The organism is Paenibacillus amylolyticus (assembly GCF_001570725.1).
Lineage (GTDB): Bacteria > Bacillota > Bacilli > Paenibacillales > Paenibacillaceae > Paenibacillus > Paenibacillus amylolyticus_A.
On sequence record NZ_BCNV01000001.1, the window covers coordinates 3197516 to 3213726 of the forward strand.

Consider the following 16211-nt stretch of genomic DNA (forward strand, 5'->3'; position numbering starts at 1 on the left):
ACGACTAGACCTGCCTGATCTGAAAGGAGCGTTTGGGATTTTGCGAAAATGGTTATGGCTTCTGTTATATGTTTTACTTGCAGGAGTCACGTTTATTTACAGATATGAACTGCTGGCCTGGACCGATCTCCATCAGTCCATCCCGCTTTTACTCGCCATGGCAACATTGTTTGCTCTTGTGCCTGTAATTCCTTATAAGTTTGTAATTATTGCCTTTGGTTACAGTTACGGTACCACAACGGCAGCCTGGATCTGCTGGCTTGGCACGACACTTGCTGCCACGCTCGTCTATGGCGGAGCAAGAACCATCTTCAGACATCAGGCGAGATCGTACCTCGAACGCATTAAGGGTCTGAACCGTTTTACCACATGGATGGAAGCCCATCCGTTCATGGGTGTCATGTCGATGCGACTGTTGCCGTTCGTGCCTCAGATGGCCGTTAATATCTACGCAGGTATAACGTATACGCCATTCTGGGTCTTCATGGTTGCCACGGCCATTGGGAAAATGCCAGCGATTTTTGTTTTTGCCTATGCAGGTGCACAGGCTGAAACCTCAATCTGGCTGAGCCTGGCGATCCTTGCCGGATATCTGGTGCTCATGGCCATTGTATTGCTCTTATTTCGCTTTCGGTCACGCAACAAAGTCTGAAAACGGAATTCTCAAGCCGTACAGATTCAGCTTGTTTTCATTCCGGCTTGGTTGGCTTGCCAATTCAGGATATAATAGAAGAGCAAGCTCAATGCTTGTTTAACAAGTTTAATAAAACGGTAGATTGCTGGAGCTCGAACACGAGCGCTAAATCTTCATCAGAAATGGAGTGACTATAGCATGGAACAACATTCAAGTGAGCTAGCAACTTTTGCAGGCGGATGCTTCTGGTGTATGGTATCCCCCTTTGAGGAACTGCCCGGTATTCATAAAATCGTATCGGGTTATACAGGAGGACATACCGAGAATCCAACATATGAAGAGGTCTGCTCGGAGACAACAGGACATGTAGAGGCTGTGCAAATCACGTTCGACCCTGCCATCTTCCCTTATAAGAAATTGGTTGAACTGTTCTGGCAGCAGATTGACCCTACGGATACAGGCGGGCAATTCCATGACCGCGGATCTTCCTACCAGACGGCCATCTTCTATCACAGTGAAGAACAGCGCGAAATTGCGGAAGCATCCAAAGCCGAGCTGGGACAAAGCGGACGTTTTGACAAACCAATCTTCACACCGATCTTGCCAGCAAAACCGTTCTATGAAGCGGAAGAACATCACCAAAATTATCACCGGAAGAATCCTGCCCACTACAAACGCTACAGCAAAGGTTCTGGACGCGTAGATTTCATCGAACGCAACTGGTCAGGCAACGTGGACAAGGATGGACTGAAAGAGCGCCTGACGCCACTTCAATATGAAGTTACGCAGAACAGCGCGACAGAGCCTGCATTCCACAACGAATTCTGGGATCACCACGGTGACGGCATCTATGTGGACATCGTATCCGGTGAGCCATTGTTCAGTTCTACCGACAAATACGACTCCGGCTGTGGCTGGCCGAGCTTCACACGTCCATTGCGTGACCACAACGTGAAGGAAAAAACCGATCTAAGCCACTTCATGATTCGTACCGAAGTGAGAAGTCGTGAGGGTGATTCCCATCTGGGTCACCTGTTCAACGATGGTCCTGCCGAAGCAGGTGGAATGCGTTATTGCATTAACTCTGCGGCACTTCGTTTTGTACCCAAAGAAGACTTGCAAAAAGAAGGATATGGTGAGTACGCCGTCCTTTTCCAATAAGTTTTAATACAAATACAAAAAGAGCAGTGGGATGATCCCACTGCTTTTTTGTCGTACATTGCTATCACATCATACTTACAATCCAACCGATCCAATACGCAAATGGGATTAATAACAACTGTGCCAACAGTGTACCGAACAGACGGGATACGAGCATGCAGCCGTAGATCTGATTCATGCGATCCAAACGGATCTCCCCACGTAATGATCGGTCACTGAGCAGGGAAATCCGCGGATCAATCAGGATGGTCAGCAATATAGTTGCTATTCCGTTAATCAGCCCTGTTGATTGGGATGCGGCTACAGCCTGACCTGGATAAAGGTACGCTGCGTACAAGCTGGACAGGACACCCGTGGTGTAGATTGCGGTTACCGCTACATTCAGCATCATCAACCGTCTTGGCATCCCATGCTGTACCAATCGTTTGGCCATCTTCCAGGATGGCGGGGTGATGTAATACATGGCATTTCTAATCTTGCTTCGCTTCAGCATACCGCGGACCATTGCAGGGATGGAACCGGCTGCTTCAAAATGTACAACCATTCTCGAGGAGAGCTTCACCATGGTTGGGAAACATAATATGGCTAATGCCGTTCCTATCGTTGCCGCACCCATTAACCAATGTAGCTGTGCTGCAAAGTGTGGATTGGCTCCCCGTGTTGCGGTATCCACCAGATTACCTACCATCGGACCCTGGGCCATATTTGAGGTTCGCGAAACCAACAGCAAAATACCTGCCAATGAAATGGCCAGCGCAATTCTGCGGGTGCGTAATCCACCAAGGCGGAGCGCGTATGACAAGCTGTCTGCGGCATGAATCAGCATGGTGAATAGCATAGGGATTGCCAGGCTAAGACTAAACATATTTATTAACTCCTTTATTTTCCTTTTATTGTACTTATTTCTTACATGAACAACATTATACTCCTCTCGCTTGCAAAAGTATAGAAACGAGATCCTTCTGGATCATCGGTAAATGCACTTACGACCTCGGATGTTCATCGTTTATCCCTCCCCTCACAGGGTAATATACAACTAATCCATTATTGTACAGGAGGGGTTCATATGCCTTGGAACAAACAGGATTATCCGGTATCCATGAAGAACTTGGAACCACGTGTCAGACATAAAGCAATTGAAATTGCCAATGCTCTGCTCGATGACGGGTATGAGGAAGGACGCTCGATTGCCATAGCGACAGCTAAGGCGGAAGAATGGGATGAAAACCATCCCGTGCCGGAACGTTCAAAATCGGACTCCACATCTTCTTCTGAAAATGCTAACCGTAACAAGTCATCTTCCACGGAGCGTCGTCATTCTGAGCCCGTATCTTCGTCCAAAAGTCATGACAACATCCATGTCGTGCCTACCGACGCTAGCTGGGCGATCAAGGAAGAAGGAAAGTCTAGCTATCTGTCCACATTTGATACTAAAGCTGAAGCTGTGGATGAAGCCAAAAAACTCAGTAGCAAACAGAATATTCGCGCGATTATCCATAATCAGGATGGTCAGATTGCTTCTTCGATCAAGTCTTGAAACATGAGCGAAAACAACAAAATCCCTTTTGCTGCTGAAGAGCAGTCAAAAGGGATTTTATATGAACGTTAACCATCTAAACCCGATACAGGTTATGGTTGTTCTGAAACGTATGGTTAATGGGATACCCCTCTAGCCACCGTAGTTCGCTGTGAAACAGCAGCAGCGTTAACTGCCTTGGCTGCAGCCGATGGCATCGGCAATTTCACAGCTGAAGTCGTAACCACGGTTCCGCGAGCCGGAACACTAACGACGTACGTAATGACTTTGCTGGCGATCCATACGGCCAGAATCGTATATAAAGTTTCTTTTACCGGAAGAAAGAAAAGCGACAATCCCAATACAAAAGCATCACTGACAAAGAAAACTGTTCCCAGCTTCCATCCCTTCCAGCGGCTAACCAGCACGGCGAGAATATCGTCTCCGCCTGTCGCTCCTCCGAATCGAAGCACGATCCCTGCGCCTACCCCTGTCAATACACCGGATAGAACTGCCGGAATCCACAGATTTCCGTTAAACGACATCACCAGTGTGGAGTATCGTTCAAAGCCGTCATAGAATAGGGAAAATGCACCGACGCCAAGCAATGCCTGAATCATGAATTTCCAGCCTTTAAGGAACCAAGCCAGGATCATGACCGGAATGTCCAGTAGCAACATACCGATAGCAGGTGATAAGCCTGTTGCGTATTTTCCGAGCAGGGCCAGACCGACAAATCCGCCCTCCGATAAATGATTCTGAAAGTTAATGTGATAATAGGCAAAAGCTAAAATAAATGTACCGAGTAGCATAATGGCGAATTTGATCGCCTCTGTTTTAACGTGTTGTAAGGTTAACGATGTTCTCTTCATTCAGGTTCCCTCGCAGTTTGTAGGTTGGTTTTTTAGACCGACCGTACCCTGCAAAAGGTAAGCCTGGAAGAAATCATCGTGTACGTCCTTCGAATATTCATTCCAATCCCCTCTTTCGCAGAGTCAGCCGTTTTTTTGAAACCGGTTGGTGTACTCTACAAGGGGCGCTATGTGTATGAGAGATCGTAACGTTTCCAGATCGTCCTTGGGGAGATTGTCCTTCGGGAACTCATGGTATCCTGATCCTTTCTGTTCTGTTGTGGTTAGCTGTGCTTAGTTAAACTGAAAAATAACTACAATGCATAAGCTTGAACATTTAATTCTACACTTACCACTTCAATTGCAGTACCCTCTTTTGATCGCTTTTATCCCCGAATTTTTGGAATTCCATTTTCCCTCTGGGGAAAATCCGGCGATAGCTTATGCTTCCGAAGCTTTCTTTCAGAAAGCTTTCAGGCGAACACTTCGCTTCTACAGATGGGTTCTGCACTCTTCGTTCCTGTGTAAATTGTAAATCCAACTTACAGCAGTTGCAAGTTCATTCAGTTTAATCACCAAAGCTAACTTGCTTGTTCTTCTATTATATAACACCAACGTGACCGGGTCTAAACAGCAGACCCATCAAAAACAGGCATAAAGCAGCCTCTGGACTGCTCCAGCAGTCATACGGCAACACCAGGATAAGCAATGCTTGCTAATGGTGCAACCTGCTCCTTTATACTATGACCAAAGCTTCCAAAAATAACTGTCAGTCACCCAACTGTGACAAATCGGGGCCTTTTTTTATTTTCTTGCGCTTTTTAAAGGAATCATTTTCCCTTCGCACATACACTATAGCAAACGTAATCGGCTTTATTCTTTGTCCAGCTCAGACGTTTCCAGACTTACTCTGCTGTTTATGGTATAATATAACAATTGAATCCCACTACCGTTTAAGCGAGGCGGATTGATGAAAACGTTAAAGCCAAGAGTCTTTATTGGCTGCTCGCTGGAAGCGAAGCCGATTGCAGCCGCAGTACACGAAAACTTACGTTTTTCAGCCGAAGTTACCCCTTGGTACTCCGGAGTTTTTAATCCAAGCAGCTATACGATGGACGACCTGGAAACAGAAGTTCGTACGACAGACTTCGCCATTTTTATTTTTCATCCGGATGATATATCCAAAATTCGTGGGAAGTACTACGCGTCGGTCCGGGATAATACAATGCTTGAAATGGGTCTGTTTATGGGCCGTCTGGGACGAAAGCGTATTTTTTTCATTCTTCCTGAAGATATTACGGACATCAAGGACACGACCAAGGTCGAAGGATTGCGTATGCCTACAGATCTGCTGGGATTAAATCCACTCGTGTATGAAATCCGTTCTGATGGAAAATGGGCGCCAGCCGTGTCCGTGGCATGTTCCAAAATCGCAGACAGTATTGAGGAACAGGGACGCTGGAGTGATCCAGAATTGGAGAACATCATTGAGAAGCATAAACGTACTGAGGGAGAAGCAAGGTTACAACTGCTCAAGTTGCTGCGGTTCTTTAGGGAATTGCTGCGTACCCGCAAAGCAGATGCCAAGATGCTGGAGCGAATGAGTGATGCCCTGCGTACCGCCTTTGTCTCTCATCCTCCATTTGCCGTACGTGGCACAGCCATATACCGTACAGATGACAGTGGTTATATCGAGCAATTATGTGGTAATGTTGGAGAACCGGGAAGAAAGTATGACTTGTCCGCTAACGACGACAAACCACCGGATGATCCCAAGCGCATCCTGGTGATTGATTCTTACCGGGAGAACAAGATCAAGATCAATCTCTATGATGATTACCTTGAGAAAGAATATCTGCTATGCTATCCTGTAGCCAAGAGGTATGTAATCACCGTTCACATTATTGGACATATTGAAGCGGATGAGGCGGTATTTCAGCAGATTGACCTGCAGAATCGTCAACTGTTCAACGCCATCAACGATTTGTTAGGAGGCGAACCGGAATGAAACCGGAAACGAAAAAAATAAGCAAGCGCTGGGGCAGCGAAAAAAAGGTACGCCTCAGTTCTGCGCCCGAATCATCACGACCGGTTCCGGAACCTAAGGAAGAAGATCGTTTCCACAAGCCGGCCGTACCGCTAACGACCATTGGGCCCTCCCTGAAGGGCAAGGAAAGACCTTATAAGGTCATCCTTGAAAAAGAGGCGTTCTACGAAAAGCCTCAATATCTTGCATAATTCCTGAACACATCATCAAGCCTGCCGCTGAATCGGCAGTATTCCATAGGCCCCGCCGCCCAAGGCAGGGGCTTTTTTGTTGCTCATTTTCGCTTAAATAAATGCTTTCTCTAGTTGTCATAGCGTCATCGTATGACGGTAAGCCTTCATGACTCATTATTGATACTTTGTCGCTTTATTTCATTGCTTGTAATTACTTCTGTAGCAGACTATATTGCATAAAGTTCATGTGGTTTATGGCCTTAGGTTTCCTGCAAAACCCATAAATTATACCTAATTTTGGAGTGGCTTGTCCTTAAATCCCTAGCTTCATTCACTATCTGTACCTTTAGGAAAATGCGGTAATGTGTGCTTCCAATATTTCTCGGTTGTATTGTGTATCTCCATTACATATATTGATTATAATATAGGAACACATGTTCTGTAAATATAAAATTCCAATTAAAGGTTAAGGAAGTGAACATATGACATCCTCAACTTCCGCCCCATCCCCTGCGGATGAAGACCATCGTCTGATTAAAGGTCTGGTTGTGCGCACGCTTTTGCTCGATGTACTTGAACGAGATATTCGCACACTGGATACGCTGCTACTGAAGATGCCTGAAGTCTACATTCTGTCGCTGACCCGCATTCAGAACAATGTGCTCAAGGAGATGCTGGGTCTTCGCAAACAGATGAGAACTCGCGGTGTCAAAGTACTGGAAGAGAAACGGGAAGCCGAGGGTATCGAAACACTGTATATGTGCAGGGGTTATTGGCAACGGTTCTATATGCTGTGGACATTTGCACGCAATGAGGTCAAAAAAGAGCTGAGTCGCCATCTGCAGATGGATCTGACGCAAACGTGATGAACATGATTTAGCTTGCGTCTTGATCCTGCCGCGAAAAACCGTTCATACTTTCTCCATACAAAAGGGTTGAACGGGTTGACCATGGCATGCTGTGTTCATTAAGATGGAGAAGACATACCCAACCATTCCAATCCGGGAAAAGGATATGTTCTCAATGTCTTATCAATCAAGGAGCTGTACTTTATGGAACCCCATTCGAATTCTTTATCGATGTCACAAAATAATACAAAGCAACATCCTCTTGTAGCAGCAGATGTAACCGAACTGATCGGCCAGACACCTGCAGTTAAACTGAACCGACTCACAGGCAGCGACTCCGCTGACGTATACGTGAAACTGGAATACTTCAACCCGAGTGGCAGCGTCAAAGACCGTGCCGCCTATAACCTGATCGTTCAGGCTGAACGTGCGGGACACTTGCTCCCTGGTGCTACCATTATCGAACCAACCAGCGGCAATACGGGCATAGGTCTTGCGATGAATGCCGCCGCCAAAGGATATAAAGCCATTCTGATTATGCCGGACAACATGTCTAAGGAACGCATCAACATTCTGAAAGCCTATGGCGCAGATGTGGTGCTCACGCCTGCTGCGGAGCGGATGCCTGGTGCGATTCGCAAAGCGAAAGAACTTCAGGCAGACATTCCGGGCAGCTTCATTCCCCAGCAATTCGAGAATCAGGCGAACCCGGACATTCACCGGATTACGACAGCTCCCGAGATTATGCAGCAGATGGAAGGCAGGCTGGACGCCTTCATCGCGACGGCGGGAACTGGCGGAACCATTACCGGGACGGGAGAAGAACTGCGCAAGCAGTTACCCGATATCCGTATCTATGCGGTGGAGCCCAAAGGGTCTCCGGTGTTGTCCGGTGGCGAGCCTGGACCACACAAGCTCGTCGGTACAAGTCCGGGGTTCATTCCGGACATCCTGAATACCGACGTATGGGATGCCATCATCCAGGTGTCCGATGAGGACGCACTGGATACGATGCGGCAGCTTGCTGCCCGGGAAGGGCTGTTGCTCGGCCCTTCCTCTGGCGCTTCGGTGTGGGCCTCTCTTCGCATCGCGAAGGAACTGGGGCCGGGGCACCGCGTGCTCTGCATTGCGCCGGATACCGGGGAACGGTATCTGAGCATGGGTATTTTTTAACACAGCTAGAATCTATACACATCAAAAAGGGGCTTCCATGTCCCATAAGTCATACGGATGACAGATGCCCTTCTTTAATAGCGCTCATTTCATTTAGTGTTCATTTAGCGTTCATTGGTTCTAATGAACCTGACACACGCTATTCGCTCCTATTTGCGCAGGTCTGACGTGTAACGAATCACAGCGAGGTTATTTCTCCAAATTCGGTCGATTTACAGGCTTACAAGCTATTTTCGCCGGGATAACGTTACTGAGATTCGTTAGAATTTACATTACTTCATTATCACTCTAATAAGGTGCGGTAGGTTCGTTAGAATGTTGGAGCGATTGGAAGCGAGGGAAATCCTCGAAAAAAGGGAAGAGAAGTACATTGAAGGAACCATCAAAACAAAAAAAGCTCTTGCTCACATACGGATGGTGAATCCGCAGAGAACAAGAACTTATTTTGGCAAGAAACCTTATCATCAAAAACAAAGCAAGAACATTTAACGTAAGCTGGTTAGTGTGTCAGGGTTGTCCATTCCACACCTTCGGGAAGCAGGGCCGCAATGCGGTCTTTGGCTTCCTTTTTGGTATACAGCGATTCATCAAGAATGACCGCAGAACCGGAATCCGTGCTTGTCCGAATCAGACGTCCGAGACCTTGCTTCACACGCAGGAGCATATACGGAAGATCGATCTCTTCGTATGGTGCTGCCGACGCACTGCGTTTTGCATTAAAGACAGGGTCCTGTGGTGGATACGGAAGCGACCAGATCATGACATTGGATAATGACGGACCTGGAACGTCCAGTCCTTCCCACAGATTAACGGAGCACAGCACACTCTCCTCATCCTGCTGGAACGCCGCGATCAGATCACTGATCTCCCGGTCACCCTCATACATAAAGCGCAATCCTTCTGCTTCAGGTACATGAACGATGTCTTGCTTAAACGCACGCAATTCCTCCATTGTACGGAATAGAATCAGTGCACGTCCTCCACTCTCCTGGAGCATGGACACGGCGTCTTGCAAGCGATTTTCGTTCTCCGGGTGACCTGGAACAGCTTCATCTGTAATTTTCATCTGCATTTTGTCCGCATAATCATATGGGGAAGCAACCGAGAACGATACAAAGTCTTCAATCCCCAGGCTGTCCGCGACATAACGGAATGAACTATCCACAGATAACGTTGCAGAGGAGAACACGATGGGAATACCTGTATTAAACACACGCTCGTTCAGAATTTCCTTCACTGTACGCGGCATAATCGATAATGTCGTCTCGTCTTCGCTTTCTTCCGCCCAGCAGATGTACCCATCTTCCTTACGGAACAAGGCAAGTGCGGTCTGAATCATGTCCAGATGTTCTTCCACGACACGCATCTGATAACCATCCAACGAGAACAATCCGCTCTCAAATACCAACTCTTCACCGATCGCGTCCAGCACACTGGTCAGACGTTCAATCTCACGCAGCAGCGGCGGCTCTACCCGAACTTCCTTCCGTTCCGATCCCGGAATCGCCACCGTATACGTATCCAGCAATGCAAACAGTCGCTCACTGCTCTCAATCGCTTCATCCACACGCTCCGCGAGGGATTCACGAATCTCGCCTTCCAATAGACGGGTTACGAGTTCCTCGAAGATGCGGTGTTTCAGTTTGTAGCTTAATGCGTTCAGGGCTGCTTCTTCCAGCAAATGTCCTTCATCAAATACAACCGAGCTGTGATCAGGCAGCAGTGGTAATTGTCCCTCACGTTTGCGCGCATCATAGGTCCACACATGCTCCATGTAGTAATCATGGGAACAGATGATGATGTCTTTGGAACGACGGTAATGGTCACGCGACAGCGTCAGGCCGCAGCGTTGTCTTTTTGGACAAACAAAACAATCCTGGAACGGGTCCCAGTTGATTTTGTTCCACTGGCGATCGTTCAGATGTGGATACTGCTTGCGGTCGCCATACGGATGGAAAGCCTGAAGTGTACCCGGCGTGTTCACAAAATCCGGCAGACTCTCATGCACTTCTTCAATAACAGGCGCATCCTCATCTGCAAATCGCACCGCACTTAATTTGTTCAGACAGACGTATTGGTCCGGTGACTTGCCCAGACGTGCGTCCACTTCCAAGTCCAAATGCGCAGCCAGCTTCGCAATATCTCCGCCGGGCTTCACAAGCTGTTCAATCAAGGACTCATCGGCACAGGCGATCACCGCCGGTTTGCCAGTATAACGTGCATAACAGACCGCGTAGAGCAGATAGACTAACGTCTTGCCTGTTCCGACACCGGCCTCCGCCATAATGGTCTTTTTATCTCCATAGGCCCGTTCGAGCTGGTACGCCATAAAAATCTGTTCATCCCGTACCTCGAAGCCGGACTCTGGCAAAATATCGTAAAAAACATCGGCAACCCATTCTCCCAGACGGGATACAAAAGGTTCAGCCGGATCATATGCAAAAGGATAACGTTGTGTAGACAATCCTAGGTCAGCCTCCATTCTTAGACGCGGTCCTCTTTCATTTTCCGTTCAAAAAAGGCCGCAGGGCAAAAGTTAATTATCTCACGTCATGAGGTAGGTGACAAGCTTTTTTTACTGCGCTATATCCCTAGAACCTGCATGAAGGCAAAAATATATCAAATCATATCATTAGTTAAGAAGGCGAACCATGTATCACCATTCTGCACAACCTGAGCATTCCCCAGACGCGGCACCGCAGAAGCGTAAGAACGGAACGGATTGGCAAGACTCACCCCATCACAGACAAGCAATGAACGAGGTATCTAAAAAGTGGTGGAGTACGATTTACTACGTTTCCTAAACAGCCTTGGCTAGGAAGTGGCTTGATGCAGCTGCTACCGTAGCTTTTCATGTATACATGGACACTTTGCTCCATTTATATATAAGCGTTTCCCTTTCCATTGGATTATTGCGAAGTTCATTTCGGTGGATCAAGGGTATGTCTCATGTCTTTTTGTTGGAAAAGAAGGCCTCTCTACGTTCAATTCGGAGGATTGGTCGTTAAATAAGGGCTATCAACTGATGACAGGATTATGCGCCACCTGTGGATCAGACTCCGTTTGATGGTGCAATGCCTGATGTACCCGGCCCTGAAGCTCATGTGATCAAATGATTATTGATGATAACGCTTACAACATTTACCATGAACCTGTGCCACACGAATTCCATATCCCATTTGACCAAGGAGGTCTTGTAATGAAATTATTCCCATCCACATCTACTCATGCATCTGTACGATCCGAACGTTCACTGAAATCGAAAATGGCCCAGATCTGTCTGAGCGCCGCGTTCCCACTATTATTGATTGGTGGTGGATCAGCTGGTGCTGAAGAGCTGATGGAGAGCAGCTTGCAAAATTCCTCTGAATCGGTGGCGACTTCGAATATCACACTTGCTGCTGGTGATCTGTATGTATCTCCTGGCGGCTCTGCCAGTAATCCAGGAACCATCAACAGTCCAACGTCACTGGCTAACGCCTTGACCCAGATCGCACCAGGCAAAACAATCTATCTACGCGGCGGAACCTACAGTTTCTCCCAGACCATTACCATTGAACGAGGCAACAGCGGCACATCCGGACAACGTAAAAACCTGGTGGCCTATGGATCGGAAAAACCGGTCTTTGATTTCTCAGCACAATCCTTCGCTTCTACCAATCGTGGACTGCAAATGTTTGGAGACTACTGGCTCGTCAAAGGACTTGAGGTTAAGGGTGCAGGCGATAACGGCATCTTCATCGGGGGCAGCTATAACCGCCTGGAGCAGATCGAAGCTCATCACAACCGGGATACGGGGATTCAAATGGGACGTTATGCCTCCACAGCCGCCAAGAGTGAATGGCCTTCATATAACGAAGTAATCCGTTCCTACTCCCACAACAACTATGACCCGGATGATGGCGAGGATGCAGACGGTTTTGCCGCCAAACTGACTGTTGGCCCGGGCAACGTCTTCGACGGCTGCATTGCCGCCTATAACGTGGACGATGGCTGGGATCTGTATAGTAAAACGGATACAGGCGCCATCGGCGCGGTCACGATCCGTAACAGCATCGCCTACGCCAATGGGGCAACGGCAGACGGTACTTCCACCTCCAACAGCGATGGCAACGGCTTCAAGCTCGGCGGCGAGAAGATTGCAGTGAATCATATTGTGGAGAACAGCATTGCGTTTAATAATAAAAAGCACGGCTTCACCTACAACAGCAATCCCGGTTCGATCCAGATGAAAAATAACACCTCCTGGAACAATGGGCAAAGCAACTTTGCCTTTGATGTAGGCACCCACATCTTCACCAACAACCTGTCCTTCCAAGGCGGCGCCAGTGACAAAACCAGCGGAACCGACGTCAGCAGCACCAACGTCTGGTGGAAAAACAAAAAAAGCGAGAACGCCAAAGGCCTGCTCGCCAGCGCAGCCGACTTTGTCTCCCTCGTACCTTCGGTAACGCGTAGCGCGGACGGTACGCCTGTCTTGGGTAATTTTCTGAAGCTTGCGAACGGTAGTGATTTGGTTGGTTCAGGTACTCCAGCGGGTACGAATATTGGTGCGCGGTAGGTGGTAGGTAATAAGATAAAGGAATAAAAGCAAAATCCCCTCCCCCATGCCAGCCTGATCGGTGGTAATGGAGAAGGGGATTTTTGAATTGCTGTGTATTGTCTGCCTCTGGCTTATGAAGTAGGTAGAAACTCACGGTTTGGCTAAAAGCTCAATCATCAGTCTGCCGCCTGTGCGAAAACCTTGCTCAAACGCCGCTTCCACATACATGGATGTGGACTGTCCGATCAAGTCGATCAGTTGTTCCAAAGCATCATATTCGTTCTCGCTAAGCTGTGTTTTGTAGTCCTGCATCAGGTCCGATATCTGGCGATTGATCTCCTGATATTCAGCTTGCTCAGGATGAATCGACTCGTCCAACCGCAGGTTTCCGTGAAACAAATCCTCGATCAGGTTTGACATGTTATTATTCATGATAAGGTCACCTCAGGGAAATTGTAACCCATGGGATGAGGTGAGATGGGGATTTAGCGGGAAATGCGCTAGAATTGTATTTTATTTTTTGTGAGATTAAGTCGAAGTAAAAGTTAACTCCCTAACACCAGATGGCCAATTATCTTGGCTTTAGTCAATGTGATTTTAGTAACTACGAACGTGACGAGTTGGACACTCCAACCGCTATCTTGCTTAAAACTATGTGATTACCATCTGAACACAATGAATTATCTTTTTAAATTGGAAAGGATGAAAGAAAACCTTATCCTTCAGTTAAATAAGAATTGTTTAGCCTCAATTTATATTTGAAGTATAATTATGCAGAACTGATTGAAATATCTCATCAATGACAGGTACGTGTGTGTTACTAAAATCATCTATACCCAATAGTTAAGAAGACAGGCTTGTTGTTGCGCTTGGCGACTTCAAAGTCCTCTTCCGACCATGGGAACCAGTTCACCGGGTTATGCGCGTGTTGCAGCAAATACGCGACTTATTCGTGACTAATCTATTGGGTACTTTATGAGTTGTAATGGAGTATCGCATCGTTGGGTTTGGGTAAAGTATTGCTTAAGCTCAGTTTAGCTAAAAAGGTGAGGTAGGATTTGAGTTGGAAGTTTTCAACTAGTAATCATTCAATATTCCTTGTATCTCATGAGGGTATTCAATTCCCTGTAACAAACATTTCAGCAAATCACGATAATCCGAATAATTTGTTTCAATTATAAATGCTACTTGTTGAGATATTAAAGTAAAACTGTTCATTGACACTAGGACACCAACAAGTAATGATTGCGCCATAAGATTATTAAATTTCAATGCAATATTCATTAATATCCTTGTAACATTTATTTGTAATGCTATATTTTGTGTCTCATAGTAAATACAATCTATAAGTAAAGATACTTGGTCCCAGTCCGCTTCATTATTATTTGATATATTGGATATATTTTCTTCAGTCATCTGTACAAAAGGAATCATTAGTGCGTCATATTTGGCACACTCCACAAATACATTTATCGGAATTAATTTGAATGGTACTATAAACTTTTCAATAACCCTATCAGAATCCTCAACTTGAACTGATGCAATACACTTTAAAACAAAATTAACATCGGTCGAGAAATCTTTAAATTCATAATTTTCCAAACTATAAAAAGGAAAATTTTCTTTTCTCATACTTTTTCTATCCATAAGATTAATGTCGTCAATAAGTTCTTTAGTTGTTTGATACCGTTTAGTACGCTCCTCCTCCATAGCCTTCATAACAATTAGCTGATATTTTACTGTCTTCCTGTATCGTTCTTCTGGTGATCTCTCACTGAATAAATAATAGAGCATTGCACCTAATGAATAAATATCAGATAAATGATCGGCACTCTTCAAACTGTTTAATTGTTCTGGAGCGGTATAACCTGCTCTTCCATAACCATAAACAAAGAGTCCAGTTGATTTCGATTGTGATCGCTTATCTTTTGCTAGTCCAAAATCAGCAACTTTTACTACTATAGTCCCGTCACTCTCTTTAAATAACAAAATATTATGAGGAGCTAAATCTCGATGACTAATTTTGCGGTCATGAAGATAAGCTATACCACTTAAAATATCTTTAAAAATACTTATTCTTATATCTTCCGATATATTGGAATTCAGTCCCAACCATTCATCTAATGAAGCATCTGCCAAAGGCATTGTGAAAAGGAATGGTTCATTTACTAGTTGTATTTTGCTAATTTCAATTATATTTCTATGAGAAGCTTTCTCTTTTAGAAACTTCACTTCTCTTTTGAATCGGAGATAATGATCGTCTCCTTCTACTTCATTATTATTAAACATACGGGATCTTTCAAAAAGAACTTTACATGCTAATTCTTTTTTTAGTATAGGATCAAACACTCTATATACTTCTGCAAAGGATCCTTCACCAATCTTTTTTAAGGGAATTAATTGATAATCTCTTTCCTCTTCATTATCTAAAATCCATAAACGATTTGTTTTTTTAGTAGCATCTGGACAGAACAAAATATTATTCCCTTTTAAAATATCTTCAATCTGTTCTTCATTTGGGTTTGGAATGAGTTCAGTTCCTAATGTCAAATGATTTAATACTTGTAATGCAAACAACAACATTTTACCGCCATCAGATTTAGGACTGAAGTAATCATAATCACCAGTAAACTCATAAGCAAGCATTGGTAAATAGAAGTTACTCTTTAAAGGGAGGTAATTAAATATTTTATTAATTAATTCGAGCAAATGTTTTAAGGAGTCCGGCCTCTTTTTGTGCATAATATGAATAAATGGTGCATTTTTATAAGTCTTGATAAATAAAATGAATTGGTAGAATGAACTTTCCATCGGATAATCACTCAAAAGTGTTTGGAAAAATTTCTTCTTTTCCGTATCATAACGCTGCTTGTCTTCACTTTTTGAAGTTAGTTCCCCCCCGTAGTACATTTTTAATAAATCATTTAGATCATATCCATCGAATAATTCTCGATATTTACTATTCCGAATTTCCTTTTCAATTTTGTCAGCGGTAATTGGGATTACCTTCTCATTTCCATAAACCGAACCAAAAAAACCGTTTAATACCCGCAATTCATCAGATGTTGGATCTTCAAGATTAACTATCGTACTTCTGGTAATTCTTCCATAACTTCTGTATTTTTGACGAAAAAGCAAGAACACTCTGTTAAAGCCATCGATGTTCCGGAAAATCTCGACTAATTGCTGTAATGATGATTCCATCTATCCAGTTTCCTCCGGTATTTTTCTATAAGCTTTTAGCAAGCATATTATGCTAAGTTCT

13 protein-coding genes and 1 pseudogene are annotated in these 16211 nt (G+C 45.2%); 8 read left to right on the forward strand and 6 right to left on the reverse strand.

The window, feature by feature from the left end:
• Positions 1-40: 40 nt before the first annotated feature.
• Both PAHA3_RS14220 and msrA read left to right on the forward strand, forming a co-directional pair.
• The gene (locus tag PAHA3_RS14220) at positions 41-652 is read left to right on the forward strand and encodes a TVP38/TMEM64 family protein (RefSeq protein WP_062835310.1); all 612 of its coding nucleotides are present in this window, start codon (positions 41-43) and stop codon (positions 650-652) included.
• Between the two features lie 180 nt (positions 653-832).
• Complete coding sequence (msrA, locus tag PAHA3_RS14225; protein ID WP_062835311.1) at positions 833-1795, forward strand: peptide-methionine (S)-S-oxide reductase MsrA; 963 nt, start codon at positions 833-835, stop codon at positions 1793-1795.
• A 64-nt stretch (positions 1796-1859) separates the two neighbouring features.
• On the opposite strand, the gene PAHA3_RS14230 is transcribed toward msrA, so the two are convergent.
• On the reverse strand, positions 1860-2660 hold the full coding sequence (locus tag PAHA3_RS14230) for a lipid II flippase Amj family protein (RefSeq protein ID WP_062835312.1): 801 nt from the start codon (positions 2658-2660) through the stop codon (positions 1860-1862).
• A 201-nt stretch (positions 2661-2861) separates the two neighbouring features.
• Between PAHA3_RS14230 and PAHA3_RS14235 the strand changes: the two genes are divergently transcribed.
• A complete protein-coding gene (locus PAHA3_RS14235; RefSeq protein ID WP_062835313.1) occupies positions 2862-3332 on the forward strand; it encodes a DUF2188 domain-containing protein in 471 nt (156 codons plus the stop codon).
• Between the two features lie 116 nt (positions 3333-3448).
• On the opposite strand, the gene PAHA3_RS14240 is transcribed toward PAHA3_RS14235, so the two are convergent.
• A complete protein-coding gene (locus PAHA3_RS14240; RefSeq protein ID WP_062835314.1) occupies positions 3449-4183 on the reverse strand; it encodes a YitT family protein in 735 nt (244 codons plus the stop codon).
• 949 nt (positions 4184-5132) lie between these two features.
• Here PAHA3_RS14240 and PAHA3_RS14245 point away from each other — a divergent pair.
• From PAHA3_RS14245 to cysK, 4 genes are all read left to right on the forward strand, one after another.
• The gene (locus PAHA3_RS14245; protein ID WP_062835315.1) at positions 5133-6170 is read left to right on the forward strand and encodes a nucleotide-binding protein; all 1038 of its coding nucleotides are present in this window, start codon (positions 5133-5135) and stop codon (positions 6168-6170) included.
• Complete coding sequence (locus tag PAHA3_RS14250; RefSeq protein WP_017687536.1) at positions 6167-6400, forward strand: hypothetical protein; 234 nt, start codon at positions 6167-6169, stop codon at positions 6398-6400. The genes PAHA3_RS14245 and PAHA3_RS14250 overlap by 4 nt, the downstream gene beginning before the upstream one ends.
• Positions 6401-6864: 464 nt before the next feature.
• On the forward strand, positions 6865-7248 hold the full coding sequence (locus PAHA3_RS14255; RefSeq protein WP_062835316.1) for a hypothetical protein: 384 nt from the start codon (positions 6865-6867) through the stop codon (positions 7246-7248).
• 213 nt (positions 7249-7461) lie between these two features.
• Complete coding sequence (gene cysK / locus PAHA3_RS14260; RefSeq protein WP_062836108.1) at positions 7462-8403, forward strand: cysteine synthase A; 942 nt, start codon at positions 7462-7464, stop codon at positions 8401-8403.
• Between the two features lie 499 nt (positions 8404-8902).
• On the opposite strand, the gene PAHA3_RS14265 is transcribed toward cysK, so the two are convergent.
• Positions 8903-10867 carry an ATP-dependent DNA helicase gene (locus PAHA3_RS14265; RefSeq protein WP_235599443.1) on the reverse strand — a complete coding sequence of 655 codons (1965 nt, stop codon included), beginning with the start codon at positions 10865-10867 and terminating at the stop codon, positions 8903-8905.
• 876 nt (positions 10868-11743) lie between these two features.
• Between PAHA3_RS14265 and PAHA3_RS14270 the strand changes: the two genes are divergently transcribed.
• Positions 11744-12964 carry a right-handed parallel beta-helix repeat-containing protein gene (locus PAHA3_RS14270; protein WP_235599490.1) on the forward strand — a complete coding sequence of 407 codons (1221 nt, stop codon included), beginning with the start codon at positions 11744-11746 and terminating at the stop codon, positions 12962-12964.
• Positions 12965-13096: 132 nt separating this feature from the next.
• Here PAHA3_RS14270 and PAHA3_RS14275 read toward each other — a convergent pair whose 3' ends face one another.
• The 3 genes and pseudogenes from PAHA3_RS14275 to PAHA3_RS14280 form a co-directional block, all read right to left on the reverse strand.
• Positions 13097-13378 (reverse strand): DUF6809 family protein, encoded by a 282-nt coding sequence (locus PAHA3_RS14275; protein WP_062835319.1) that lies wholly within the window; start codon positions 13376-13378, stop codon positions 13097-13099.
• Between the two features lie 400 nt (positions 13379-13778).
• Positions 13779-13945 (reverse strand): annotated as a pseudogene (locus PAHA3_RS29860) (DUF255 domain-containing protein); the annotation flags it as partial.
• A 78-nt stretch (positions 13946-14023) separates the two neighbouring features.
• A complete protein-coding gene (locus PAHA3_RS14280) occupies positions 14024-16150 on the reverse strand; it encodes a protein kinase domain-containing protein (RefSeq protein WP_062835320.1) in 2127 nt (708 codons plus the stop codon).
• Positions 16151-16211 lie beyond the last annotated feature (61 nt).

Coding starts and splice junctions, on each gene's coding strand:
- msrA (WP_062835311.1), top strand. CDS start 833: ATGGAACAACATTCAAGTGAGCTAGCAACTTTTGCAGGCGGATGCTTC.
- PAHA3_RS14230 (WP_062835312.1), bottom strand. CDS start 2,660: ATGTTTAGTCTTAGCCTGGCAATCCCTATGCTATTCACCATGCTGATT.
- PAHA3_RS14235 (WP_062835313.1), top strand. CDS start 2,862: ATGCCTTGGAACAAACAGGATTATCCGGTATCCATGAAGAACTTGGAA.
- PAHA3_RS14240 (WP_062835314.1), bottom strand. CDS start 4,183: ATGAAGAGAACATCGTTAACCTTACAACACGTTAAAACAGAGGCGATC.
- PAHA3_RS14245 (WP_062835315.1), top strand. CDS start 5,133: ATGAAAACGTTAAAGCCAAGAGTCTTTATTGGCTGCTCGCTGGAAGCG.
- PAHA3_RS14250 (WP_017687536.1), top strand. CDS start 6,167: ATGAAACCGGAAACGAAAAAAATAAGCAAGCGCTGGGGCAGCGAAAAA.
- PAHA3_RS14255 (WP_062835316.1), top strand. CDS start 6,865: ATGACATCCTCAACTTCCGCCCCATCCCCTGCGGATGAAGACCATCGT.
- cysK (WP_062836108.1), top strand. CDS start 7,462: ATGTCACAAAATAATACAAAGCAACATCCTCTTGTAGCAGCAGATGTA.
- PAHA3_RS14270 (WP_235599490.1), top strand. CDS start 11,744: ATGGAGAGCAGCTTGCAAAATTCCTCTGAATCGGTGGCGACTTCGAAT.
- PAHA3_RS14275 (WP_062835319.1), bottom strand. CDS start 13,378: ATGAATAATAACATGTCAAACCTGATCGAGGATTTGTTTCACGGAAAC.
- PAHA3_RS14280 (WP_062835320.1), bottom strand. CDS start 16,150: ATGGAATCATCATTACAGCAATTAGTCGAGATTTTCCGGAACATCGAT.